Source organism: Paraburkholderia sp. GAS32, from assembly GCF_050434225.1.
In the GTDB taxonomy this organism is placed as follows: Bacteria; Pseudomonadota; Gammaproteobacteria; order Burkholderiales; family Burkholderiaceae; genus Paraburkholderia; species Paraburkholderia madseniana.
Map to the genome: position 1 here is coordinate 235,325 of NZ_JBNPVS010000006.1, position 25,125 is coordinate 260,449.

Sequence of the window (25,125 nt, forward strand, 5' to 3'; positions counted from 1 at the left end):
CCAATACGAAAGAGATGAAACTTCACAAAATAAAGGGCCCGGGACAATCGTAGAGGGCCGGCTAAGGATCGGCTTCATCGCGCAGTGGGCGCATTGCGCCGCGTGGCGCGGCCACCAGCTTTGCGAACGTCAGACTTTAAACGCTCGGCAAAGCACCCCCCGCAAATCCGCTTATTGCTCGACAACGCCGAGCAGCGCCTGCTTGCCTCCAACGTATTTGTAGAGCGAAATCACGCCGTGCTTCAGATCGCCCTTCGCATCGAATTGCGTTTCTCCGAGCACCCCCTGATGATCGGTCGCAGGCATTGCAGCAAGGATTTTTGCAGGCTCGGTTGATTGCGCGCGCTTCATCGCATCAATGATGACACCCACCGCGTCGTACGCAAACGGTGAGTTCAGAACCGGGGCGTAACCGAAGCGCTTCTTGTAGCGCTCGACGAACGCCGGCCCACCGGTCATCTTCAGCAGCGGCGCGCCGGCGATCGAGCAAATTACGTTGTCGGCCGCATCGCCCGCGAGTTTCGCGAGATCGTCGGCACACAAGCCATCGCCGGCCAGCACTTTCATCGTCATGCCCAACTGCTTCGCCTGTTTCGCGAACGGACCGCCCGTGCCATCGAGGCCGCCATACATGATCGCGTCCGGCTTTTCGCCCTTGATCTTTGTGAGAATCGCGCGGAAATCGACGGCCTTGTCAGTGCTCGCGTCATGCGAGAGCACCGTAATGCCGTTGGCTTTCGCCTGCTTTTCGAATTCGACAGCAAGACCCTGGCCGTATGCAGTCGAGTCGTCGACGATGGCGACTGTTTTGACTTTCAGCGTTTTCGCTGCATAGTCGGCGAGCGTCGGCCCTTGCTGGGCATCGGTCGCGACCACGCGATACGCGGTCTTGAAGCCCTGCTGCGTATAGGCGGGATTCGTCGCTGATGGTGACACCTGCGCGATGCCTGCATCGCTGTAGATCTTCGATGCCGGAATCGTCGAGCCGGACTGCATGTGGCCGACCACCGCGACGACCTTGTCATCCACCAGCTTCTGTGCGACCTGGGTGGCCTGACGCGGGTCACCCGCATCGTCCTGCGCATCGAAGACCAGCGTCACCTTCTTTCCGCCGATCACGAGGCCCGTCTGGTTGATCTCCTCGATCGCGAGCCGGGCGCCGTTCTCGGTGTCCTTGCCGAGATACGAGGCCGGCCCCGTCACGGGTGCGGCCTCGCCGATCTTCACCACCTCGTCGGCACGGGCGACGCCCACTGCAGCGGCCGCCGATGCTCCCAGAATGCAAACGGTCGCCATACCGCGACCCAAGACTGTGCTTGTGCTCATGCTTCACCCGAAAAGAAGTTGTAATGGTCGGAACGGACGGTAACGGCTGCCCGCCGATCGGAAACACGCGGCCTGTGGACGGTGTGCCTGCCTTCGCCGGATCGTTCGCACCCCAACAGTGCGGCGTCGTTCGTTAGCGGGTTTGAATTTATGCAGCCAGAAAGCCCCGGGATTGCATTGATCTGCCGGAAAATAGAAGAATTGCGGCAGGGCCGCCTCGGACTGATTCGCCGGGCGTCGCCGTATAATCTGGGCGATCCGCCCTCGAGTTCGCGCATGACGACTGCCGACAATTCCAGTCAAGTGACCAAGACTGCTCACCAACTGGTCGAACAACTGGACGCGCTACCGCGCACGCTTCAGGCGCGCCCGAGCCGTTCAGGCGCCGAGCTGAGCGTCGGCATCCTGTTGTGGCCGCGCTTTCCAATGCTTTCGCTGGGCGGTCTGTGTGATGCGCTGCGTCACGCAGCGGACCGCGGCGATCAGAGCCGTCAGCTACGCTGCCTGTGGAACATCGTCGGCGCCGAGGGCGAATCGGTTGAAGCGAGCTGCGGCATTCCGGTGCAGGCGCAGTCCTCGTTTCCAGACGTCACGCAATTCGACTATCTCGTCGTGATCGGCGGTCTGCTTCCCCATCTCGATCAAGTCGACCGGCGCTACTGGGACTATCTGAAACAGGCTGCCGACGCGGGCGTTCCGCTCATCGGCATGTGCACTGGCAGCTTCGTTCTGGCGCGCGCGGGCTTGATGGAAGACCATGTTGCCTGCGTGCACAGCTTTCACCTCGACGATTACCGGCGTATGTTCCCCGCGCTGCGCGTCGTGACCCACGCCGATTACCTGATCGACGGCACGCGCATTACCTGCGCGGGCGGCATTTCCGTAGTGGAGATGGCCGCGCGCCTGATCAGCCTGCACTGCGGACCGGACCGTGCGTCAAAAGTGATCCATCAGATGACGGTTAGCCGCCAGGGCGGCTCCTCGTTCGTCGAGCGGCGCGCGGCGCTCGGCTACCTGTCGGTGGAGGATGCAACCGTGCGCCACGCGGTGCTGCTGATGGAAGAGAACCTCGAAGCGCCGTTGAACATCGTGGTCATCGCGAAGATGATCGGCACCAGTGTGCGCAATCTCGAGCGCGCGTTTGCGACCGAGATGAACACATCGCCAAACGAGTTTTACCGGCGGATGCGACTACGCTACGCACGCTGGATGCTGGTCAATACAACACGCAAGATCACCGATATCGCCTACGAATGCGGCTTCGCGGACTCCGCGCATTTCATCCGCGTGTTTCGCGAGGCGTATGGCGTAACGCCCGGCAAGCTGCGCGCATCGCGAGGCGCGGCCGCCGCCTGATCCATCCCGCCGCCCTTCTACCCGCAAGCCTGTCGCGATTCTTCTACTTTCCGGCAGATCAATGCAATTCGGCGCATCGATAGCGCCGTACAGTTCGGTCAATGGGCTGACGACGCACCCGCGGCACACGGCCTCCCTGCAAACACACGAAAAAGCGAGTGCAGCCGTATGCAGATATTGATCCTCGGTGCGGGCGTCATTGGCTTGTCGAGCGCGTATTACCTGAGCCGCGCCGGCCACGACGTAACGGTCGCGGACCGGCATCCGGACGTAGCGAGCGAGACCAGTTCAGGCAACGGCGGCCAGCTATCGTATAGCTATGTCGCGCCGCTCGCCGGCCCCGGTGTCGTCTCGAAGCTGCCGCGCTGGCTCACGCGCGGGGATTCACCGGTGCGCTTCCGCCCGAAGCTGAGCACCGAACAGTGGCGCTGGTGCGTCGAATTCCTGTCGGCATGCACGCGCGAACGAAGCGAATTCACGACACGCAAACTGCTGTCGCTGTCGTTCCTGAGCCGGACGCTAATCCATGAACTGATCGCCGCCGAACCGGCGCTCGACTTCGACTTCGTCCGGTCGGGCAAGCTCGTGCTGCATCGTGACGCGAGCGAGACGCAGAGCGCGGTCAAGCTGCTTGAATTCCAGCGCACGCTCGGCTGCGAACAAAAGGCGCTGAGCGCCGACGCGTGCGTCGAACTCGAACCGACGCTCGCGCATCTGCGGCCCTTTCTCGCGGGCGGAATCCATACGCCGAGCGAAGACACGGCCGATTGCGAACGCTTCTGCAAGAGCCTCGAAGCGTTGCTGCGCGCTCGCGGCGTGCAGTTCCTGATGAACACATCGATCGATTGCCTGAGGCCTGGAGCAAGCGGTAGCGTCGAAGCCTGGAGCGACGGTGCGCCGCTCGCGGCAGACCATGTCGTCGTCGCGTTAGGCTCGGCTGCAGCACGACTACTGAAGCCGGTCGGCATCCGTGTGCCGATCTATCCGCTCAAAGGCTACAGCCTGACGTTCGATCTGCAACCACAGACGGCCGCGCCCCAAGTGAGCATTACCGACTTTAGCCGCAAAGTGGTTTATGCCCGGCTCGGCGAGCGGCTGCGCGTTGCGGGCATTGCCGATATCGACGGCTATTCGCTCGAACCCGATCCCACACGTCTCGCGACGCTGCGGGCGGAGGCGGCCGCAATGTACCCCGACGTCGCCAGATCTTCCGCGGGTAGTGAATGGATCGGGTTGCGTCCGGCGACGCCACGCGGCACGCCGATCGTCGGACCGACGCGCTACCGCAATCTGTGGCTCAACGTCGGGCATGGCGCGCTCGGTTTCACGCTTGCGACGGGTTCGGCGGCGCTGCTGGCGCAGTGGCTGGCAAGCAGCAACGGCCAGGAACTGCGCAGCGCATTCGCCCTTTCGCATTGACGCCGCAAGGCGATGCACTGCGTGACGCCGCTCCCCCTCCAGAACATCATCGACCTCGCATGACAGAAAAGGCCAACATCATCGTTATCGGTACAGGCGGCACCATTGCCGGCCAAGGCAAAGCCGCCATCAACACGTCCGCCTACCTGTGCTCTGTGCTCGGCATCGATGAGATTCTCCGCACGATTCCACATGCGTCTGCGCTGGCGAATTTGCGCGCGGAGCAGTTGTTGCAAACCGGCTCCGAGAATTTCAACAACGAACATCTGCTTGCAATCGGCAGGCGCGTTTCCAGATTGCTCGCGCAGGATGACGTTGATGGCGTTGTGATCACGCACGGTACCGATACGATCGAGGAAACTGCGTACTTTCTGCATCTCACGCTCAAGAGCGCAAAGCCCGTAGTCGTGGTCGGCTCGATGCGGCCGCCGTCTGCAATGAGTTCTGACGCGGCGTTGAATCTTTACGATGCAATTGCGGTGGCTGCGCATCCATCCTCGCGTGGCATCGGCACGCTGGTCGTTGCCAACGACGAGATCCACACTGCCCGGGACGTCGTAAAGAGCAACAGCGTCAAGCTCGAGGCGTTCCGTTCGCCGTACGGCGCGCTTGGCCATGTGATCGAAGGCCAGCCGCGCTACTATCGTCGCCCATGGCGTGCCCATACGCTCGACACGCCGTGGTCGATCGATACGCTCGGGGCATTGCCCAAAGTAGACATCGTCTATGCGTACGGCGCGCTCGCCCCCGACGCAGTGAACGCAATCGCCTCGCGCGCGCGAGGGCTGATCTATGTGGGCACCGGCAACGGCAACGTCGCCGAGCATCTCATCGAGCCGCTGCGCGACGCTGCCCGGCGCGGGGTTCATGTGGTGCGCGCATCGCGCACCGGCAATGGAATCGTGTTACGCAATGGCGCACAGCCCGACGACGAATACGGCTGGCTCACCGTCGAAGATCAGATCCCCCCAAAAGCCCGCATCCTTCTGACGCTGGCGCTCACACAAGCGGACGACATGCAAGCGTTGCAAGTCGCCTTCGAGCGCTACTGAAGCGCATCCTCCGATTGCGCGACAGCCGAGTAACCCAAGGAGATCGTCACCGCGGGCGCTGTCGGCATATTTTCAAATTGACGTCAACGAAGTAGCACGTTGAAAGGACGGCAATTTCCGAACGAAAACTTTCCGCGCCTTACCGATGGCCGAGATGAGACGGGAATCCACCCCTTACCAGGCATTTGGAAGTGTTGTCATCGCTTACTCTAAATGCTCAACTCGTAAGGAGGTCAAACATCATGAGCATACAAAGTGTAAGTGGTTCACAAACCAGCACGAGCCTGCTTTCTGTCGGCGCCACTCGCCGCTCGGCCGGCGGCGGCTGCGAATCGGGGTCGTCCTCGTCGTCTTCGTCGACCAGTTCGACGGACTCGAATCCGCTGTTGTCGGCACTCGAGGCGGCGTTGTCGGCCCTTGGAATTGGCAGCACGTCATCGACCACCGCTACGTCGGGTACGTCGAGTACGACGGCTTCTTCGAGTTCGGCCAGCACCGCAGCCTCTTCCACCTCTTCCACAAGCGACTCGTCGTCAACGAACTCGATTTCCGGAGCGCTGCAGGCCTTTCTCGGGGCGTTGTTTCAGGCACTGGGGTCGCTTCAGCAAACGGGCAACGGTGATGGCTCCACGTCTAATAGCACGAGCGGCTCGACGAACTCGATCGCGACTTCTTCCTATGGGGATATTGGCGGGGCGCTGAATGCGCTCGCCCAGGAACTCGGGTCCGGCAGTACGACGAGTTCAGGTACCGCGTCCAGTACCTCGGATGCAAGCAGCGATTCTTCTTCGTCTTCTTCTCAGGCGTCGACACTGCAGACGGATTTTCAGTCCCTGTTGAGCTCACTTGGCGATAGCAACTCGGGCACGTCGTTGCAGTCGTTTGTGCAGACACTCGCGGATAATCTCAAGGGACATCCGCATATGCAAACGGTTGGGAGCCTGGTGTCGACTACGGCTTAAAGTAACGAAAGTACGAGCGGTCTTTTGTCCTTCCTGATGACACGATCAGGAAGGACGAACGCCGGAGCGTCGTTTAATGAACGCTTTCGTTTCCGGTGCGAGGATGGATCCCGGAGTAGCGACATGAAGTAATATTCCCACGGCAGCAAAGCATCGTTTTGACAATGGATGCTTCGCTGCGTTCGACGGTCTCTGGTTGTGAATATGAACCGCGTGTCGAAGTAAAGGAGAAATGTAAATGGAGACAGTCGCATTGGCAGCAGCTATTGGGCGGCGTCAGTCATGAGTTCACAGATTCCGCCGATCGTGCCTGCGCAAACCGCGCTCGTCGTCATGCATTATCAGACCGACATTCTCGAGCTCTTTCCATCGGTCGCGCCGGCCTTGCTCGCCAATACGCGCAAGCTATGCGACGCAGCGCGGGCCAAAGGCGTCAGCGTCTATTTCGCCAACCTCCGGTTCAGTCCGGGCTATCCGGAAGTCAGCCCATTGAACAAGAATGGGCAGGGAATCAGGCAACTTGGCCTCTTCGTCGACGACCGGCCCTCGCCGGAGTTAGGCCAGCAGGCGAGTGAATCGGTCATCATCGCGCATCGCGCCAGCGTGTTCTTCGGCACCGATCTGCAGGCACGACTTTTCGCACAAGGTGTCGATTCGCTGATTATGGTCGGCATTGCGTCGACGGGTGTCGTGTTGTCGTCGGTGGCATATGCGAGCGACGCGGACTTCCGCCTGTACACGGTCAAGGATTGCTGTTACGACCCGGATCAGGTGGTGCATGAACATCTATTCTCCACCGCGTTCGATTCGCGCACCACGGTGCTGTCGCTCGCGGATGCGTTGCTGCTGCTCGCCTAGACGTTCGACGTCCGCGCCGGCTTCATCCGTGCTCGATGCCAAGCAGCCGCGCGTCCAGCCGACGCGCCAGCGCCGCGCCGCCTTCGCGCATCACTGCATCGTGGTTCCATTGGAAAACCGGGCGCAACACCGGCGCCAATGCATTCATCCATGCGCGAGTCGTACGCACGCACCAGTCGTAGCGGACTACGGTAAGGTTGCGTCCGTCGGTTGAAAAGCTCCACCGGCCGGCGCCTTCGACGTCGCCACTGGCCTCCCCCTCCAGCGCGACCAACGGGTCGACGCGCGTCACCCGCATATCGAACACGAGGCGATAGGGCAGCCGGCCTTTCCACGTATAGCGTTGTACGACGCCCACGCCCTGATCGGAACCGGCCTCTAGCTGGTCCACGCGCTCAACGTTATTCCACCACTCGGGCCAGCGCGCCGAATCGTGGATTGCCGCCCAAACTTCCTGCACTGGCGCGTCGATGCGCCAAATGGTGGAAAAGCGGTATTCAGCCGTCCGCAAGCTGCCTCCGTTCTTAGCATTCTTCTGGAGATTTTGTCAGATGCTCACTGCACTTGCCATCACCGGCGAAACGGCACCGCGTTACCCCACCTCGATATCTCATCGAGCCGTCCGCAACAAACCGCAGGACAGCCGAAGGCAGCCGGTCAGTGCATACGAGCCGACGGCCGATCGGCGGAACCATGACGAACGCTATTGAAGACGCGGCAGGCGCACAGCGAACGCGGTTTCTGCCTCGTCGGACCGCGCCTCGATCTCGCCGCCATGGGCCTTGGCAATCTCGCGCGCGATATACAGTCCGAGCCCCAGGTTGCCATCGGCGTTATATGAGTCTTCATGATGCAGGCCACGCTGGAGCGGGTCGAAGATCCGATGCAGCGTCGTTTGATCGATGACAGGTCCCTGGTTTCTCACCTCGAAACGAACGTTCCGCTCTTCGCCGATCACGACTACTCGCACGGGCGCGTCTGGCGCGCCGTATTTGATCGCATTCAACACCAGATTGCCGAGCAACTGCTGCAGACGGCGGCCGTCCCAAACACCCCGACAGTCCCCTTCCACCGCCAGATCGATCTGACGGTCCGGGTGCGCTGCCCGCAACTGGTCGAGTTCGTCGGCAAGCAGTTTCTCCAGGTCGGCATCAGTCGGCGCGATATTGATCCCTAAACCCAGCCGGGTTCGATTGAAATCGAGCATATCGTTCAGAAGCGCCTGCATGCGAGCGCCGCTTCTGATCAAACGGGATGCCGCTACGGATACCTGCTCCCCAGCGTTCAGTGCCGCCAGATATTGGGCCGTCATCAGGATGGTCTGGAGTGGGCTGCGCATGTCGTGCCCAAGCATGCCAAGCAAAAGATTGCGAGCCTGATCGACTTGCGCGCTGAAATACCCGACCGATTCGGCAAGCGCCTGATCGATGGCCTCGTTGAACCGGATGACATCATCCGGATGTGGCGCTTCGGGCTGACATTCGTCCATCCAGAGGCGCAGGACACTGGCGCGCAAGGCGCGGTACTCTGCAGCCAACTGGTTAATGTCGAACCCGCCTCGCGCCCGCAGAAGGGCGTGCGTCTGCGCACCGGTCTCTGGCGCCCCGATCAGTATGGGAGCCCGCCCCATCGACTTTTCGGCTTGCGCTTCCCGGGTCTGGGCCGTCGACAGATCCTTCGCGACGGCTTGCAGAATCTGTTGCGCGTGGTCTCGCAGGGCGAGCGATTTCATGTCCACGGCTGCCGGCAACAGAGTAGCGGCGAACGTCTCCCATTGCACCAGAATCGTTTCCATGTCGCGCAGGATGAAGTCAGCCAATCGCATGTTTGCCCTCAAAGAAGCAGAAAAAGACAGTATGGCGCATTCGCTGAACTTATATTGCGCACAAGTAGCTGCTTTGATTCTATCCGGTCCCTAAATTGCGTGACATAGGGGGCAACCTATAGGCGGACGAGGAAGCCCTCAAGCGCCCGATTGAACGCTGCATTGTCTTCGACATGAGGTATATGCCCAATTCCCGGCAGCACGTTCATGCGTGCGTCAGGCAACAGTCGTGACAGGCGTAATCCGTCGCTAAGGGGCGTTACGCCATCGGTCGTCCCCCAGATCACCTCGACCGGCATGCTCAGTGACGCGTAGTCCGACGAGCGACTGCTTCTGCTAAGCCCTGGATCATTGACGAATGCATCCAGCCAGTATCCGTACGCCTGCGTTGTTCCAACCACAGAAAGCGGTCGCCGATAGACGGCAATCCGGTCAGCCGTCAGCGCGTCATGACGCGAGGTGAATTTCCGCAGAAACCATCCGGTTAGCCACGGATTGGTCGCCGTTGCGGCGATCACAGGCCGCGCCACGACCGGTAGCTCAATCAGGCTGCCGAGCAACCCGCGTTCTGCAGGCGGCGGATCGATAGAGAGCGCAACGTCCACCAATACCGCCGCTTTAAATCGGCTGGGTTCGGCCATCAATGCTTCGACCGTGGCTCGCCCGCCGAACGAATGGCCAACGAGAATCACCCGCGAAAGCTTCAGCGTGTCGAGCATCCCGAGAATGCGCAAGGCTTGGTGGCCTGTGTCGTACGTGTTGTCCGCAGGCCGGCTGGAGTACCCAAAAGGCGGCAAATCCACCGCGATGCAGTGGTAGCCGGCTTGAGCGAGATAGTCCATGGTCGGAAGCCATGTCGAGCTCCAGGCGCCCACGCCTGAAATGAAGACGATCGGCTGTCCACTAGCGGGGCCGCGCTCCTGTATCAGCATGTCCACGTCCGCCGCACGGACGAAGCGCGATCCGGCCGGCGCCGCGCTGCGTGCGACGTCCCGCTCGCGGTTATGGGCGATCAGATCCGCGCCGCCTAATACGGCAACCAGCGCGATGATCGGCACAGCAACCAGTGCGACCGCGACTTTATAAAGTTTCATGGCGTTTCACGCATTCTTTTTATGCTTGATGGGTTCGGCGGCACACTTATTCTGCCCGATGATTATGTACAGTTATGCTCAGCCAATTTTCTCAAGATTGAGATCGACCGATAATATCAAGTCCGCTTAAACTTGCGCACCGAGGCTTGAAACGTTTTGATAGCTTCAGGAATCACCAATTGACTTCCGGGAATAGGCAAAAATAAAAAATGCTATTAACCACCCTCACCCCCGCTTTCTTTTTGAGCCGCGGTCGTATTACCCGCAGCGAATGGCTGACCCGGATCATCATTGCCGCATTGGTATGCGCCGCCTTCGGCAGTCTTGCCGGTTCCTGGTTTGGCGAGATCGGTGCGGCCGTCTTCGCGATCGTTTTTCTCTGGAGCGCGGTTGCGCTCTCCACCCAGCGCCTGCACGACACCGGACGGTGCGGATGGTCGTTGCTGACCGCCATCGTTCCGGTGTTCGGGCCGATCTGGGTGCTGATCCACGTGCTGCGCCGCGGCGTCGATCACGAGAACCGCTTTGGCCCCGATCCGGCAACTCGCGCGGATTACCTCAAAGTCAACATCGGGGAGTGACACAAACATGGCAACAGTCAACGACGTCACTCAGCTAAACCGGATTCCCGTATTTTCAATCGCTACGCCCACCTCCACGCAGGAAGTCGTCGAGGCGCTCACCCAGACCAATCTGCCGGTGTCGGTAGGCGGCGGCCACTTCAGCATGGGCGGACACACCGCGAGTCCTGGCACCCTGCATCTGGACATGCGCAAGATGAACCGTGTACTCCGGTTCGAACCGCACACGTCGGTGATTCGCGTGCAGGCCGGTATCCGCTGGTGCGATATCCAGCGGTTTATCGATCCGCACGGCCTGTCGGTCAAGATCATGCAGACCTACGCGAACTTTACCGTGGGCGGTGCGCTGTCGGTGAACGCCCACGGACGATACATGGGATTGGGGCCGGTCGTGCTGTCGGTACGGGCGATTACGCTCGTGCTCGCCAACGGCGAAGTAGTCAACGCCACTCCCACCGAGAACACCCCGTTGTTCAACGCGGCGATTGGCGGATATGGCGGCGTAGGCATCATCACTGAAGCGGAGCTCGACCTTGTGCCCAATACGCGGGTCAAGCGCAGCGATCGCAAGATGCGCACTGCCGATTACAAAGCATGGTTCGATACAACCGTGCGCAGCCATCAAGATGTGATCTTCCACAATTTCGACCTCTATCCGCCGCGCTACACGCGCGGCCGGGCGATTAGCTGGACGGTCACCGACGAGCCGGCCACGTCGGCGCGATTGCAGCCGCTCAGTCGCGGCTTTCTTGCTGCGAAATACTTTCTATGGGCAATCACCGAAACGCCGCTCGGCAAGTTTCGTCGCGAGTATCTGTACGACCCGCTGCTGCATTTCGGCAAGAAGGTGCACTGGCGCAATTACGAAGCCGGTTACGATGTCGCAGAACTCGAGCCGGTTGGGCGACGCCGGCGCACGTATGTGCTGCAGGAGTACTTCGTCCCCGTAGACGCCGTCACGCGATTCGCCGAGGCGTTATCGGCGATCCTCTCGCGGCATCGGGTGAACGCGGTCAACATTTCGATCCGCCATGCGCTCGCCGACAACCGCACCGTCATGGCGTGGGCGCGCGGAGAGACGTTTGCCTTCGTGCTCTACTACAAGCAGCGCACTCGCGAGAATGCCAAAGAGCGCGTTGCGGTATGGACGCGCGAACTGATCGACGCCGTGCTCGCCGTGGGTGGCACCTACTATCTGCCCTACCAGTTACACGCGACGCGCGAGCAGTTCCATCGTGCCTATCCGCGAGCGCGCGAGATGTTTGCGCTCAAGCGGGAGCTCGATCCGCAATATCGCCTGCGTGGTGCGCTGTGGGATCGCTACTATGCGCCTGAGCGAAGCGTGCTAGATGCGGCGCCTGATGTGACGGCGGCACAAGAGGACAGCAACAGCAACGGCACCCTGTTCGCCACGATCTATCGCGACGAGCGCGAAGCCGATCGTTTCTATGCGTTCCTGCAGAACATTTTCAATGTGCTGCCCGAAGACCGTCTGCATACGTTGATCAAAACTTCGACAGCCGAACACACGGGCGACGAGCGGATCTATCGCGCGATCCAGGCGGGCCTCCAATCGATCACGCCGCGCCTCGCGATGCTCACGCACGCGCTGCCGTCCCTGTCGATGCAGAAGGCTGAAATGGGCCGGCAAGCCGCCATGCTGCTGGGCGATTCGCCGTTGCAGGATTATGTCGAGATTGGCACGACAGGGCGCTACGTTCGGGCCATGAAGAAGTATCTGCGGCTCAAAGGCAAGGTAACCCTGGTTCATGACGTGCGGCCAGGAATGAGCCCGGTCGATATTGTCGAACGTGGACAGATCGGCTCGATCGGCGAGTTCCAGCCGTTGAACGACTACGCGCCCATCGCGCTGCCTGCGGCTAGCGCGGACCTGGTGAGTTGCTTTGTCGGCTTGCACCACATGGCGCCGGCGAAGCTCGCGCCGTTTCTCGACTCGATCGCGCGAATCGTCCGCCCCGGTGGCTATTTCGTGGTCCGCGATCACGACGTCACAACGCCGACAATGGACGCATTCGTTTCACTCGCCCATACGGTTTTCAACGCGGGCCTCGGCGAAACGTGGGAAACCAACCGGTCGGAGTTGCGTCATTTCGCCAGCGTGGACGACTGGATCGCGCGCGTCGAAGCGACAGGTTTTCGCCATACCGGAATGCGCCTGACCCAGCAAGGCGATCCGTCGGACAACATCCTGATGGCGTTCGTGCGCCATGGAGAGGCGGCATGAAGCGGCCGTTGCGCAAGGCGCTTCTTACCATCACCACCACCATCGCCATCGGCGTCGCGCTCACATTCGCGATGCCGGTTGCGCATGCGGCGGCGTCCTCCGCGGCGGCTGAGACACCGGGAGCCTCATTCCAAAGCCCCGTGCCGGCGGCGGATCGCCGCGGCACCGAGCAGACGCTGCTGACTTTTCCGGAGTGGTATCTCGTGCACAGCCCGGCGGAGTACGCGCGAATCGTGCAACACGAACCGTCGCACGACTTTCCGTTTCTGGATCAGATCGGCCAGCTCTGGTCGAGTTACGCGACCGTCACGCGTGAGCAGATGCACGACAACTATCCGCTCAATCCCGGTTACCACGTGATGATCTGGGTGATCGCATCGAGTACGACCGTGGAGTATGCGCTGCGCTCCCTCTACGAAAATACCGTGGGTCGCGCGAGTTGGCTGCTCGGCGGAAAAAAGCTCACCGACGAGGACCGCTATGGCGCCCAGGCGGCTCAGGAGTACGTGGACTTCATCCGTCAGGAGCCCTGGTACCTGTTCGATTTCGGCGCCCGCCTTCATCATCTCTGGAGCGATGTCCCGCTGTGGGGACCGGATCTCGTACGCAAATGGGAACGCCGCTACGCGCTGACCACCGAATACGCGATCAAGGCGGTGTACGGAAAACTGATCGAGAAGGCGACGCGGGCCACCTACACACCGGCCCTGATGACGACCGATGTGGTCGTCGACCGCCTGCCCGATGGGTGGTCGGCGCCGGCTCACGTCAGCGTGCTTGCCCGTCTGCCCGACGGTCGGGCGTTACTTGCGTTGCCGCGCTATTTCGACTTCAGACTTGCGGCGACAACGCTTGCGCAACAAGGCATTCATCTCACCGACATCGCCGGCAACACATCGGTCATTCTGGTCACGGTGTGGGCGAAAGATGACGCCCCGTTGCCCGCCGGCAGCGGCCGCATATTGTTCGAACAGCCGCTGACAATGCCGGCCCATACACGACGCGTCGCGTTGTTGATACCGGTTCATGGCCTGTCCGACTTTCTGGCGGCAGCCGGAAAAAACGGCCTGGTGACGGAGCATGTGTACGACTATTGAATCGGCAGAGGGTGTGGAGTTTCTGCTGGAAACGGACAAGCCTGACCGGCGCTCTATGGCACACACGATGTAAGGGACGTTCTGTTACTCCGCCATCCCCAAGTAAGCGGCTTTCAGCGCGGCGACCTCGAACTTCACCATTTTCATCATGGCCTGAGCGACACGCCCTGCCTTTACCGGATCGGAGTCAGCCATCATCCTGATGAGATCGCCTGGAACGATCTGCCACGAGACGCCGAAGCGGTCTTTCAACCACCCGCACGCCTCGGGCGAACCGCCACCCTCGAGAAAAGCATCCCAGTAGCGGTCAACTTCTGCCTGATCGGCACAGTCGACCATAAGGGATATCGCGTGATTAAACGGGTCGCCCCCGCCGGAGTTCATGGCAATGAAGGGTTGCCCAAACAGAACAAATTCGACCATCTTCGTGGAACCGGCGGCCGGTACCGGTGTAACCCGATTGACGCGCGAGTCCGGAAAAATACTCGCATAGAAAGCAGCGGCCTCCTCAGCTTGATCGGAATACCAAAGAAATGGCGTGATCTTTTGAATCGTCATGGCAAATCTCCTGTCAGGGTTGGCTGAATGCGGAGGCAAGCCGCATGCTGCCATTGAGACGACGAAGGAAGACTATCAAAATCGACACGCCGCGAAGAAAAATTTCACTTTCTACCGGCTTCGATCACAGCAATGGCAACGTCAGCCTGATGTGCTCCGCGAATACCGTAATCAGATGGGAGGGACGCTTCCGCTCGAACTTCAGGGTAATGCCAACGGTGGGCAGGGATGGAAGCGCCGGATCGCCATTGAGTATGCAGAGATCCGGGGGAACTGCCGTCTGTGTGATAACGGCAACGGCTTGCCCCGAGCGGACCAGGGCCGTCAGACCTGCAAGACTGCTGCTCGCATAGGCGATGCGGTAAGCCCTGCCCGCGCGTTGCAGCGCTTCGCAGGCCGCTACATGGTCGAGCGTGTCCGGATCGGAAACCGCCAGCGGCAAGGGGTCGAAGTGCGCGGAAGCCAGTCCCGGATAACCCACCCAGACCAGCGGTTCACGGCGAATGATGTCGTCATTCGCTGCGTCGTCCGGCAGCGAGATCATGGCAAGGTCCAGCGCATGCATCTCCAGTTGTTCGAGCAATCGTGGGGTCGGGGCGCACATCACCTCCACCAGGGCATGCGGGTGCTGGCTCGAGAACTGGCGCAGCAAATGCGGCAGGAAAACAGCGGCGTAGTCGTCCGGACAGCCGAAGCGGATCGTCCCCGACAGCCCTTTGCCGGACAGATCGGCCATCGCCTCGTCGTGCAGGCGCAGAATGCGTTGGGCGTGGATCAACAGGCGTTCGCCGGGATTGGTCAGCACCACCCCTCGACCCGTGCGCTGGAACAGCGGCTGATCGACGATTTCTTCGAGGCGCTTCATCTGCTGACTCAGCGCAGACTGGGTCCGGCCGATCCGGTTGGCCGCGCGACTGAGCGCCCGGACTTCGGCAATGACGATAAACGAACGCAGCAGATCAATTTCCAGGGAAAGACTCAAGGTATAAGCCCCGCTTCTATCTTCGATAAGAACTATTCGATTCTATGAAAGCAGAGAGCCATCTAGACTGCAAGTTATTCTCGCCACCCGCCAAGGAGAAGCAAGGTGTCCCTGAACAACGATGCAAATTTCTGGCGCAACGCCAAACAGCACCTCATCCGCTATGGCGGCACCTTCGAGCCGATGATCATCGAGCGCGCCCAGGGCAGCTTCGTCTATGACGCGGACGGCCGCGCGATTCTGGATTTCACCTCGGGGCAGATGAGCGCGGTGCTCGGGCACAGCCATCCGGAAATCGTCTCGGTCATCAACGAATATGCCGGCAAGCTCGACCACCTTTTCAGCGGGATGCTGTCGCGGCCGGTGGTCGATCTGGCGACCCGGTTGGCCGAGATCACGCCTGACGGGCTCGACCGGGCGCTGTTACTCAGTACGGGCGCTGAGTCGAACGAGGCCGCCATTCGCATGGCGAAGCTCGTCACCGGTAAATATGAAATCGTTGGTTTCGCGCAGTCCTGGCACGGTATGACGGGGAACGCGGCATCCGCGACTTACAGCGCCGGTCGCAAGGGTGTCGGTCCGGCAGCCGTCGGCTCCTACGCGATCCCCGCGCCGTTTCCGTATCGGCCGCGTTTTGAGCGCAATGGGGAATACGATTACCTGGCGGAACTGGACTATGCCTTCGATCTCATCGATCGTCAGTCCAGTGGCAATCTCGCCGCCTTTATCGCAGAGCCGATCCTCAGTTCCGGCGGCATCATCGAACTGCCGGTCGGCTACATGGCCGCACTGAAGCGCAAATGCGAGGAGCGCGGCATGCTGCTGATTCTCGATGAAGCGCAAACGGGTGTCGGGCGTACGGGCACGATGTTCGCCTGTCAGCACGATGGCGTCACGCCCGACATTCTCACCTTGTCGAAGACGCTGGGCGCCGGTCTGCCGCTTGCGGCCGTCGTGACTTCCGCACAGATCGAGGAGCGGGCCCATGAGTTGGGTTATCTGTTCTATACGACGCATGTGTCCGATCCGCTTCCCGCCGCCGTCGGCCTGCGAGTGCTGGATGTGGTCGAGCGGGAGGGGCTGGTCGCGCGTGCGAACCTGATGGGCGAGCGACTCAAGCGCGGCCTGCTCGATCTGATGGAACGCTTCGAGTGCATCGGCGATATTCGCGGACGCGGGTTGCTTCTGGGGATGGAGATCGTCAAAGACCGCCGCACGAAGGAGCCGGCGGATGGGCTCGGCGCGAAGATCACCCGCGAATGTATGAACCTGGGGCTCAGCATGAATATCGTGCAGTTGCCAGGTATGGGCGGTGTCTTTCGGATCGCGCCTCCGTTGACCGTTCTCGAGAGTGAGATCGACCTGGGTTTGGATCTGCTGGGGCAGGCGATTGAGCGCTCGCTGTAGTCACTTCGGTGTTCATAACAGACGGCGGGGAACGATATGTGATGCTCACACTTTCAAGTCACCCTGCCACAGCCTTGATGAATTCTTCCAGCACAGGATTGACCGTGTCGGTTCGCCAGACAAACTCGACCGGATAAGATAGGGTTAGGTCCGCATGATCCATCAGAACAACCTGATTCGGGCAACTATAAATGGATGCCTCAGGAACGATCGCGTACCCCATGCCCGCTGCCACTAGGCCGAGTATCGTCGATACGTCGCCACCGATAGGCACGATACGCGGCGAAAACCCCGCAAGCTGGCATTGATGAATCAGAAAATCGTAGTACGCCGGCGCCACTTCCCTTGCGAACCACATACATGGCTCGTCCTTTAGGTTGGCTAACCGCTCCGGCATAGCGGGCGCAGACCCGTCACTGGGGCGCGGCATCGCGAGCTTGAGACGGCAGTCGAACAGATGACACGCGGAGAAAGTCGGATCGCGCGGGTCGCGCCACGCGAGAAATCCGCCGTCGAGGCTGCCATCCGAAATCCGCGCCAACTGCTTCGCTGCCAGCCCTGGTTCAAGCATGATCGTGACATCGGGATGCGTGATCTTGAAGTCACGAACCGGCTTCAGCGTCGCGGGATGCCAGCTGTAGTTCGGCGCGAGTCCGATTCTCAACGCACCCGACTGGCCCCTCGCAATGCGCACGAACAAGTCGCGCGCCGCTTCCACATCGTTCAGTACACGTCTCGCATCGATGGCAAACTGCGCGCCCGGCGTGGTCAGTTGTACGCCCTTGGCGTTACGATGAAACAGGTCGCTGCCCAGCTCCTCTTCGAGATCGCGGATCTGCCGACTCAATGCCGGTTGAACAATGTGGAGTCGTCGCGCGGCCTCCGCTACGCTGCCGCAATCCGCTACGGCAAGAAAATATCGAAGGTGTCGGAGTTCCATGTCTTATCGGGTTGGGCATGCCTATGCTTCAAAAGTATAGCTGCCATTTTTGAAGAGTATGCGTGCCGCAGCACGCCTCGCGCTTAGTGTACCGACACGCATAACTACACGTGAGCAGACAAAATGGCGAGTGTGAAAGCGGTCGGTCATCGACCAGACAGGGTGGCTGTGCCCAGCCGACGCGCAGTTGCAGCGGCATCGGTGGGTAATCTTCTTGAGATTTACGATTTCATTGCCTATGGCATTTTCGCGGTTCCCATATCCCGGACGTTTTTCCCCGCCAGTTCCGACTTCGCCGCGCTGATTCTGACGTTCATCACTTTCGCGGTGGGCTTCCTCGTGCGGCCAGTGGGCGCGCTCGTACTCGGCCGATACGCGGACCGTGCGGGTCGCAAGAAGGCTTTGAGCCTCACGCTGCTGCTCATGGCTGCCGGTACCGTTGTGCCAGCCGTGTGCCCGTCGTTCGCGAGCATCGGCATTGCCGCGCCGATTGTTATCGTGCTTGGCAGGTTGATCCAGGGCTTTTCGGCGGGCGGCGAGATCGGCGGCACGGTAGCGATGCTGGTCGAGAACGCGCCACCGTCGCGTAAGGGGTTGTTCGGCTCCTTCCAGCAAATGTCGCAAGGCGGCGGCACGCTGATCGCCGGACTCGTCGGACTGGCGCTAACGAGCCTCTTTACCCAGGAGCAGATCTTCGGCGGCGCATGGCGTCTGGCGTTCGCCTTCGGCTTGTTGATCGGTCCGGTCGGCTGGTACATCCGACGCTCTGTCGATGAAACAGCGGTCTTCGAGCAATCTCAGCGTTTGCCGCGCCGAGCCCTGTGGACGCAATTGGTCGAATACCGGAGCCAGGTGGCAACCGGCGTGGCAATCATGGTGTTCTGGACGATCGCCACCTACGTTTCGAATTACTTCACGACCTACGCTGTTCGCGAGGTTCATCTAAGCCTCTTTGACAGTTATGTCGGACAGGTCAGCTATGGCATGGCGATGATGACGATGTGTCCCATCATCGGTCATCTGTCGGACCGGATCGGCACCCGTACCCCCATGCTGATCGGTGCCGCACTCACGGCAATCGCCGCCTATCCGCTGTTCGTGCTGCTTTCCCATTACCCCGGACTCGCTACGCTCGTGGTGGTGCAGGTCACCATCGCGATCCTGCTTGCCTGCTACGCCGCTTGTGCATCGAGCGTGCTCGGCAACGTCTTCCCGACGGAATTTCGCGCAACGGGCGTCGGTTTTGCCTATGCAATCGGCGTGACGGTGTTTGGCGGCTTTACGCCGGTCGCGGTGACTACGCTGATCGGTTTCACCGGCGATCGCCTTGTGATCGGGTATTACCTCGCGACCGCAGCATTGATCAGCTGCGTGCCGGTGCTGTTTATGACCAAAGGCAAAGGCAACCCGGAACCGGACACGGTCCAAACCCAGCTCGAGTGATTACATCGTCCAGTCGCATGCCCCAAAAACCAGATCGCACCAAAACTGAAAATGATTTACGACGAATCGATTATCGCCTTTGAACCCGAACTGATCCGTATCCGGCGACATCTCCATGCGAATCCCGAGCTTCGTTTCGAAGAACAGCGGACGTCCGACTATATCGCCAGTCTTCTTGACGACTGGGGAATACCGGTCGTTCGAGGGATCGGCGGGTATGGACTTGTCGGTGTTCTGCGTCACGGAACGAGCGAGCGTTCCATTGGTTTGCGCGCTGACATGGATGCGCTGCCGATGCACGAAGCAAACACGTTCGCGCACGCGTCGCGTTACTCGGGCAAGATGCACGCGTGTGGCCACGATGGACATACCGCCATGCTGCTCGGCGCAGCGCGCTATCTTTCCCAGCATCGACATTTCGACGGCACCGTAAACTTCATCTTTCAGCCTGCAGAGGAAGGCGGCTGCGGCGCGCGTCTGATGATCGAGGACGGCCTGTTCAATCGATGCCCAATGGACGCCGTGTTTGGAGTTCACAACTGGCCGGGCATGCCCGCGGGCAACTTCGGCATCCGTCCGGGTGCATTGATGGCGTCGAGCAACACGTTCGAAGTGCACATAAATGGACGCGGCTCGCATGCCGGGCAGCCGCATCGTAGTGCGGATCCTGTCATGGTCGCCGTCCAGATCGCGCAAGCCTGGCAGACGATCGTGTCGCGCAACGTCGATCCAAACGAGTCGGCTGTGTTGTCAGTCACGCAAATTCACGCAGGCAGCGCGGTGAACGTCATCCCTGAGCAGGCGATGCTCAACGGCACCGTACGCAGTTTCAGCGTCGATGTGCTCGACATGATAGAAAGCCGCATGCGCACAGTGGCGGAAGGTATCGCCGCTGCATTCGATATCGAGCTCACGTTCAATTTCACGCGCATCTACCCGGCGCTTGTCAATCACGCGGCCGAAGCCGCGCTCGCTGGCAACGTCATGCGCGACCTGGTAGGAGCCGCGAACGTGGACGAAAACGTGGAGCGCACCATGACGTCGGAAGACTTCGCGTTCTATATGCTGCACAAACCGGGCGCCTATGTGTTCATCGGCAACGGCGACGGCTCGGCGCGCTTGCCCGGACAAGCGGGCGGCCTGTGCCAGTTGCACAGTGCGAGCTATGACTTCAACGACGCGCTGCTGCCTCTTGGCACGTCGTACTGGGTCGCGCTTGCCCACGCCTATCTCGACCATCCGGGCGCAGAGGCATAAGCAGGCTCAGCGGAAAACGAACTGTCGGCTTGACCCAACACACATGTGTTGACACGCGTTCCAATTGCAAAGAAACTTGATGCCGTGCTGACGCTAAACCTCTTCTCTTTCGCGATTCAACGCCACATGGCAGTCCGTTCGGGCATGCCATCGGAGGCCAATGCGCGTTAGATAAGCAGGAACGCAGCTCAAAGGCCTCGCCGAAAATACGGATGAGGCCTTTTTTGTTTGTGGCGTCTCCGTGATCGGCATCACCAGCGGAGATGACCATGGACGAAAGAAGCCCAAAGTTGGCCCCATCCGGCTTACCTGCAACCGACGATTGCAGCAAAGACCGCGTGGCAAGTACTGCGATCTACCCAACCCGGGGCCCTGTGTCGGCAACGCGTTGGGACACTACCGTCGAATGGCACGATGGCGGATGCGATGCACGTATTCGCTTCGCCCGGATGTTGTACCCGTACGAGTACTGGAATCTTCCGATGCAGGAAGGCCACTTCGGCCGGCCGGTCATTTCGATGATTTCAGAGGATGACCCACCGACAACGACAGGGCCACCCCTCCCCGGCATTCTTGCGACTGTGGGCCGTTTGTGGCGGCTGGCGATCCGCAGGGCGCGGGCTACCGGGAGAGCCACATCTGCGCTCTTCGGCAAGCGGCCGCAGGATTGACTAACGGCTTGACGTTCCGCGCGACGGTGCTGCGCTGTCGCGTGGAACTTCATCCGCAAAGCTCTTGACTTGACCGTCCAACGTCACAGAGTGACAAGGCAGTTCGTGTGCAACTTGACCTGCTCACCCGTGACCCGGCTCTCAATTGCCGTTTGTCCCCTCGAACTCAACGATCTCGATCCAGTTCGCACCCTTACCCACGGGGTACTGTCCAATCAAAGCCAGTGCGCCGGAGTTGCGGTCAATACTGTAAGCGCTCAGGTTTGACGACAGTTGACCCACTGCAAGCAGATACTTGCCCGACGGATCGATATTGAATCCGCGCGGCTGCTTTTCTGTCTGATACGTGCCGATGCGCGTCAATTCACCTGATTTTGCGCTCACCCGATAGGCAGCCAGCGTGTTGGACGTGCGTTCAGTGGCGTACAGGAAACGCCCGTCTGGCGTGACGTGTACATCAGCACCCCACGGCTTGTCGCCGGAAAAATCGGGCGGCAGGATGGAGACGGTCTGGACGGGTTTGACTTTGTCACGCGTGCTATCGAACGCGAGCACATGCAGTTTGCCATCGAGCTCATCGATCAGATAGACAAAGCGATGATCCGGCGAGAACACAAAGTGGCGCGGACCCGACTTCGCAGGCAACGAATAGGCGGGCGCGGCGTCTTCGGTCAACTGACCGTTCGACGCATCGAATTTCAGACGCAACCACGCATCCGAGCCGAGCACCGATGCGAAGACATAACGATTGTCGGGCGCATTGCGTATGGCGTGAGCCATGGGGCCGGTTTTGACGGTTCGCAGGACTTCACCCGCCACGCCATTCGCGGCGATCCGGCTCACTGCCAGAAGGTTTCCGCCATACGATGCGGAAAAGAGGTAGCGGCCGCTCGCATCCGTCGAAACGTAGGCCATGCTATCCGCAAGCGGCGCCCTGCCCAGTTCGATCAGCCGACCGTCGAGCGGATTGACCGCGAAGCTCACCACGCTATACGGCTTGGAGCGTAACGCAGCATAGAGCCGGAGGTGGTCGGGCGAAAGCGCCATCGGCATGACCGTGCCCCCAACCGGCACGGTCTCGACTGCGGCGAGTGAGCCGCTCGATTTGTCGAGGCTGAAGACAGAAATGTCCTGGCTGTCCGCATTCGATACGTAGGCGTACGTAGCAGCCTGCGATACGCCCGATCCCAAAGCACCCGCAAACAGGATTGCTGCGACCAGGGTGGCCCTAACGCTCATCGTGACACTCCGTTGAAATGGTTGAATTCGTCGAATATGAACATCCAGCATCGGCCGCCTCAGTCTTTTCGAAAGAATATCCGCGGCCGGTGGCAGTACATTGCCAGCCCGGCACGTGCGCGACAGATGCTTCTACTGGATATGGATGCGGGTCAAGCCCGATTGAGGCGGAATGCCGAAACAGCATCCGTCATCGCCTGCGCCTGCTGCTCAAGTGCGCTCGCGGCGGCGGCTGCCTGCTCGACTAGCGCGGCGTTTTGCTGCGTTACCCGGTCCATCTGGCTGACGGCCTGCCCGACCTGCTCGATGCCGGAGCTCTGTTCAACTGTCGCCGAAGTAATCTCAGCCATGATGGTGGCGACGCCTTGCACCGCGCCCACAATCTCGCCCATGGTCTGCCCGGCCTGGACAACGAGTTCATTGCCGTCACGGATATCGTTGACGGATGCGGCGATCAGCGTTTTGATCTCCTGTGCCGCGGCAGCGCTGCGCTGCGCGAGCGTGCGCACCTCGCCGGCGACAACGGCAAAGCCGCGACCCTGCTCCCCTGCTCGCGCGGATTCGACCGCCGCATTCAAGGCCAGGATGTCGGTTTGAAATGCGATGCTGTTGATCATCCCCGTGATCTCGGCGATCTTGTTCGAACTCGCCGTGATTGCCGTCATCGTTTGCACTGCCTGCTGCACGACATTGCCGCCTCGCTGGGCGACGTCCGCCGCGTTAGCGGCGAGCTTGCTTGCCTGGCGGGCATGGTCGGCGTTCTGTTTGACGGTCGAAGTCAGCTCTTCCATGCTGGCCGCCGTTTCTTCAAGCGACGCAGACTGCTGCTCGGTTCTACTCGACAAATCGAGGTTGCCGGCAGCGATCTCACGCGCACCACCGTGGATGGCTTCACAGTTCACGCGCACATTCGACACCGTCTTCGCCAAGCCCGTCTGCATCTGCGACATCGCCGTAAACAACTGTCCCAACTCGCTCCTGCCCCCTTCCGGAATCGATACGGTCAGGTCGCTGCCCGCGATACGGTTGAGCAACTCAGAGGCAATCTGCAGCGGACGGACCACGATCTTCCGCAAAGCGAAATGCGCGGCGACGATCAATGCAAGGGCCAGTGCCACCCCCGCCGCCACCATCGTGACGACCCAGGTGTACTCACGATCACCTTGCGCGGCGGAATCCTTGGCAAGTGCTTCAGCGAGGTTCTGGAACTTCTCGACATTGGCCGAATAGGCGACGCCAGCCAGCGTGATGTCTTTATCGTTGATCGATACGTAAGCATTCGTATCGCCCCGCCGCAAGGCGTCGAACGCAGCATGCAGAATCGTGGCCAGAGTATTGGAAGAATCGACGAGTTTTTGCTTCAGCGCGTCGTCCTGCCCCGCAAATTTATCAGCATCACGAAACATCTGGGTTCCGCGATCCGCACGCTCCAATGTCGTGGCCGCACTTTTGAGCGCCGAGTCGCGGGTCGCTTCGTCATTGCGCTCTTTCAAAGCAGAATACGCACGCGTCAGAGCGGCGCGGGTGCGTGTGGAGTCTTTATAGGCATCGTTGACCAGCACTTCCTGGCTGGCGATATCGTGCAGACGCCGAGCGTTGTCGTTAGAACGGCCAAGTGCTAGCACCCCCACTACGCCGCCGATCAGAATCATGCCCGCGAAAAGCACGAGGACGGCAAGGAGACTGTGTCTTATTGTCAGATTACGCATGCCTACCGATCCAGTTAACCATTGTTTGACTGTTTACGACATAAACAACGCAAAACCTGAGCCGTCGATCTCGCAAGATTGCGGTACAGCCCGCGGCGTGGCGTGGTGCCGTGCAGATCCATTTCGAGATACGTCATCATACAAGACGAATTGACCCCTTGTCGAAATTCTTCGACGCGTATTTACCCGAATTTCCCCAAATCACTAAATTTCAATTTCTTTCAACGCGATACCGGCTGAGACCTTATTTATATGACGTCATATGTCTATGAAGCTGATCGTAACCGCCGATATCGCAGGCGAAGCAACGCGGGCACGCACTGCCAAGACCCCGGAGCTGGTAGCGCTGCTCAGCGCAGTCTGAGAGACATTGACCGTCATCGACATTGCCCCGCCCAGTAAATTGCGTCGAAATGTTATATGATGGTCATCATGAAAAAGCCATCAATCAATCGGAAGACTGCCAGCCGCAAAGAAATCACGCACGAGCGCATCGTCGAAGTCGCCGCGCGCGCGATCCGGCGCAGCGGATACGACGGCACAGGAGTGGCCGACATCATGAAGGAGGCCGGCCTGACGCATGGCGGCTTCTATTCCCACTTCCCGTCGCGCGAGGTGCTGCTTGCCGAAGCCGCTGACCGCGCCGGTGCTGAAGCCGTCGCGCTCTCGGAACATATCGCCGCCTCCGTACCGCCAGAGGAAGCGTTGCCGTCGATGGTGCGCGCGTATCTGTCGAAGGAACATTGCGAAGACATAGAGAATGGCTGCCCGGTCTCCGCCCTTGGCTCCGAGATGCCGCGCCAGGCGCCGGTCGTGCGGCGCGCAGCCACCCGCCGCATCAAGGAGATGATCGATGTCATTGCGCGCCAGTTGCCCGATTGGGGTCAGCCAGGCGCGCATGAGCAGGCGCTTGTCACGGCGGCCACCATGGTTGGCACCATGGTGCTGGCGCGTGCCGTCGACGACCCCAAACTGTCGGAAAATTTTCTTGAAGCCGCATTGAAAAAACTCGCGCCCACTGACGCGTAAATCCACCGGCCCGGTGCCGGTTTTTGTTGGACCGGAAATATGATGAACATCATATTTTTGCGAGATGAACACTCA

At 60.3% G+C, this 25,125-nt stretch carries 21 protein-coding genes; 11 read left to right on the forward strand and 10 right to left on the reverse strand.

Going from position 1 to position 25,125, the window contains the following annotated elements; translation table 11 throughout:
* Positions 1–171: 171 nt before the first annotated feature.
* The gene (locus tag P3T25_RS10280) at positions 172–1,296 is read right to left on the reverse strand and encodes a branched-chain amino acid ABC transporter substrate-binding protein (protein WP_266238807.1); all 1,125 of its coding nucleotides are present in this window, start codon (positions 1,294–1,296) and stop codon (positions 172–174) included.
* Positions 1,297–1,602: 306 nt separating this feature from the next.
* On the opposite strand from P3T25_RS10280, the gene P3T25_RS10285 reads away from it, so the two are divergent.
* From P3T25_RS10285 to P3T25_RS10295, 3 genes are all read left to right on the forward strand, one after another.
* Positions 1,603–2,682 (forward strand): GlxA family transcriptional regulator, encoded by a 1,080-nt coding sequence (locus P3T25_RS10285; RefSeq protein ID WP_266238731.1) that lies wholly within the window; start codon positions 1,603–1,605, stop codon positions 2,680–2,682.
* 168 nt (positions 2,683–2,850) lie between these two features.
* Positions 2,851–4,101, forward strand: coding sequence for a D-amino acid dehydrogenase (locus P3T25_RS10290; protein ID WP_429358034.1), 1,251 nt, complete (start codon positions 2,851–2,853; stop codon positions 4,099–4,101).
* 59 nt (positions 4,102–4,160) lie between these two features.
* Positions 4,161–5,153: an asparaginase gene (locus P3T25_RS10295; RefSeq protein WP_154560218.1), complete on the forward strand. Its 993-nt coding sequence runs from the start codon at positions 4,161–4,163 to the stop codon at positions 5,151–5,153.
* 217 nt (positions 5,154–5,370) lie between these two features.
* On the opposite strand, the gene P3T25_RS10300 is transcribed toward P3T25_RS10295, so the two are convergent.
* The gene (locus tag P3T25_RS10300; RefSeq protein WP_171926517.1) at positions 5,371–5,673 is read right to left on the reverse strand and encodes a hypothetical protein; all 303 of its coding nucleotides are present in this window, start codon (positions 5,671–5,673) and stop codon (positions 5,371–5,373) included.
* Between the two features lie 724 nt (positions 5,674–6,397).
* On the opposite strand from P3T25_RS10300, the gene P3T25_RS10305 reads away from it, so the two are divergent.
* Positions 6,398–6,973, forward strand: a complete 576-nt coding sequence (locus tag P3T25_RS10305; protein WP_171926518.1) for an isochorismatase family cysteine hydrolase — start codon at positions 6,398–6,400, stop codon at positions 6,971–6,973.
* A 22-nt stretch (positions 6,974–6,995) separates the two neighbouring features.
* On the opposite strand, the gene P3T25_RS10310 is transcribed toward P3T25_RS10305, so the two are convergent.
* From P3T25_RS10310 to P3T25_RS10320, 3 genes are all read right to left on the reverse strand, one after another.
* Complete coding sequence (locus tag P3T25_RS10310; RefSeq protein ID WP_154560215.1) at positions 6,996–7,484, reverse strand: SRPBCC family protein; 489 nt, start codon at positions 7,482–7,484, stop codon at positions 6,996–6,998.
* Between the two features lie 192 nt (positions 7,485–7,676).
* On the reverse strand, positions 7,677–8,798 hold the full coding sequence (locus tag P3T25_RS10315) for a sensor histidine kinase (protein ID WP_171926519.1): 1,122 nt from the start codon (positions 8,796–8,798) through the stop codon (positions 7,677–7,679).
* 116 nt (positions 8,799–8,914) lie between these two features.
* A complete protein-coding gene (locus tag P3T25_RS10320; protein WP_266238728.1) occupies positions 8,915–9,892 on the reverse strand; it encodes an alpha/beta fold hydrolase in 978 nt (325 codons plus the stop codon).
* 209 nt (positions 9,893–10,101) lie between these two features.
* On the opposite strand from P3T25_RS10320, the gene P3T25_RS10325 reads away from it, so the two are divergent.
* Genes P3T25_RS10325 through P3T25_RS10335 form a run of 3 tightly spaced genes read left to right on the forward strand, consistent with a single transcriptional unit; the run spans position 10,102 to position 13,815 of the window.
* Positions 10,102–10,473 carry a DUF805 domain-containing protein gene (locus tag P3T25_RS10325; RefSeq protein ID WP_266238727.1) on the forward strand — a complete coding sequence of 124 codons (372 nt, stop codon included), beginning with the start codon at positions 10,102–10,104 and terminating at the stop codon, positions 10,471–10,473.
* A gap of 7 nt (positions 10,474–10,480) precedes the next feature.
* A complete protein-coding gene (locus tag P3T25_RS10330; protein WP_266238726.1) occupies positions 10,481–12,718 on the forward strand; it encodes an FAD-binding protein in 2,238 nt (745 codons plus the stop codon).
* Positions 12,715–13,815 carry a hypothetical protein gene (locus tag P3T25_RS10335; protein WP_233464839.1) on the forward strand — a complete coding sequence of 367 codons (1,101 nt, stop codon included), beginning with the start codon at positions 12,715–12,717 and terminating at the stop codon, positions 13,813–13,815. Before P3T25_RS10330 ends, P3T25_RS10335 begins: the two co-directional genes overlap by 4 nt.
* 84 nt (positions 13,816–13,899) lie before the next feature.
* Here the strand turns inward: P3T25_RS10335 and P3T25_RS10340 are convergent, their stop codons facing one another.
* The gene (locus P3T25_RS10340) at positions 13,900–14,373 is read right to left on the reverse strand and encodes a VOC family protein (protein ID WP_429358035.1); all 474 of its coding nucleotides are present in this window, start codon (positions 14,371–14,373) and stop codon (positions 13,900–13,902) included.
* A gap of 124 nt (positions 14,374–14,497) precedes the next feature.
* The gene (locus P3T25_RS10345; protein WP_171927976.1) at positions 14,498–15,382 is read right to left on the reverse strand and encodes a LysR family transcriptional regulator; all 885 of its coding nucleotides are present in this window, start codon (positions 15,380–15,382) and stop codon (positions 14,498–14,500) included.
* A gap of 78 nt (positions 15,383–15,460) precedes the next feature.
* Between P3T25_RS10345 and P3T25_RS10350 the strand changes: the two genes are divergently transcribed.
* A complete protein-coding gene (locus P3T25_RS10350) occupies positions 15,461–16,762 on the forward strand; it encodes an aspartate aminotransferase family protein (RefSeq protein WP_171927972.1) in 1,302 nt (433 codons plus the stop codon).
* A 58-nt stretch (positions 16,763–16,820) separates the two neighbouring features.
* On the opposite strand, the gene P3T25_RS10355 is transcribed toward P3T25_RS10350, so the two are convergent.
* Positions 16,821–17,702, reverse strand: a complete 882-nt coding sequence (locus P3T25_RS10355) for a LysR family transcriptional regulator (protein ID WP_154560208.1) — start codon at positions 17,700–17,702, stop codon at positions 16,821–16,823.
* A 201-nt stretch (positions 17,703–17,903) separates the two neighbouring features.
* On the opposite strand from P3T25_RS10355, the gene P3T25_RS10360 reads away from it, so the two are divergent.
* Complete coding sequence (locus tag P3T25_RS10360) at positions 17,904–19,145, forward strand: MFS transporter (protein ID WP_233464838.1); 1,242 nt, start codon at positions 17,904–17,906, stop codon at positions 19,143–19,145.
* Between the two features lie 51 nt (positions 19,146–19,196).
* Positions 19,197–20,402 (forward strand): M20 aminoacylase family protein, encoded by a 1,206-nt coding sequence (locus tag P3T25_RS10365; RefSeq protein ID WP_372342697.1) that lies wholly within the window; start codon positions 19,197–19,199, stop codon positions 20,400–20,402.
* Positions 20,403–21,214: 812 nt separating this feature from the next.
* Here the strand turns inward: P3T25_RS10365 and P3T25_RS10370 are convergent.
* The gene (locus tag P3T25_RS10370) at positions 21,215–22,312 is read right to left on the reverse strand and encodes a lactonase family protein (RefSeq protein WP_154560205.1); all 1,098 of its coding nucleotides are present in this window, start codon (positions 22,310–22,312) and stop codon (positions 21,215–21,217) included.
* Positions 22,313–22,464: 152 nt separating this feature from the next.
* On the reverse strand, positions 22,465–24,021 hold the full coding sequence (locus P3T25_RS10375) for a methyl-accepting chemotaxis protein (protein WP_429358036.1): 1,557 nt from the start codon (positions 24,019–24,021) through the stop codon (positions 22,465–22,467).
* A gap of 420 nt (positions 24,022–24,441) precedes the next feature.
* On the opposite strand from P3T25_RS10375, the gene P3T25_RS10380 reads away from it, so the two are divergent.
* Positions 24,442–25,050, forward strand: a complete 609-nt coding sequence (locus tag P3T25_RS10380; protein WP_171927970.1) for a TetR/AcrR family transcriptional regulator — start codon at positions 24,442–24,444, stop codon at positions 25,048–25,050.
* Positions 25,051–25,125: the final 75 nt, after the last annotated feature.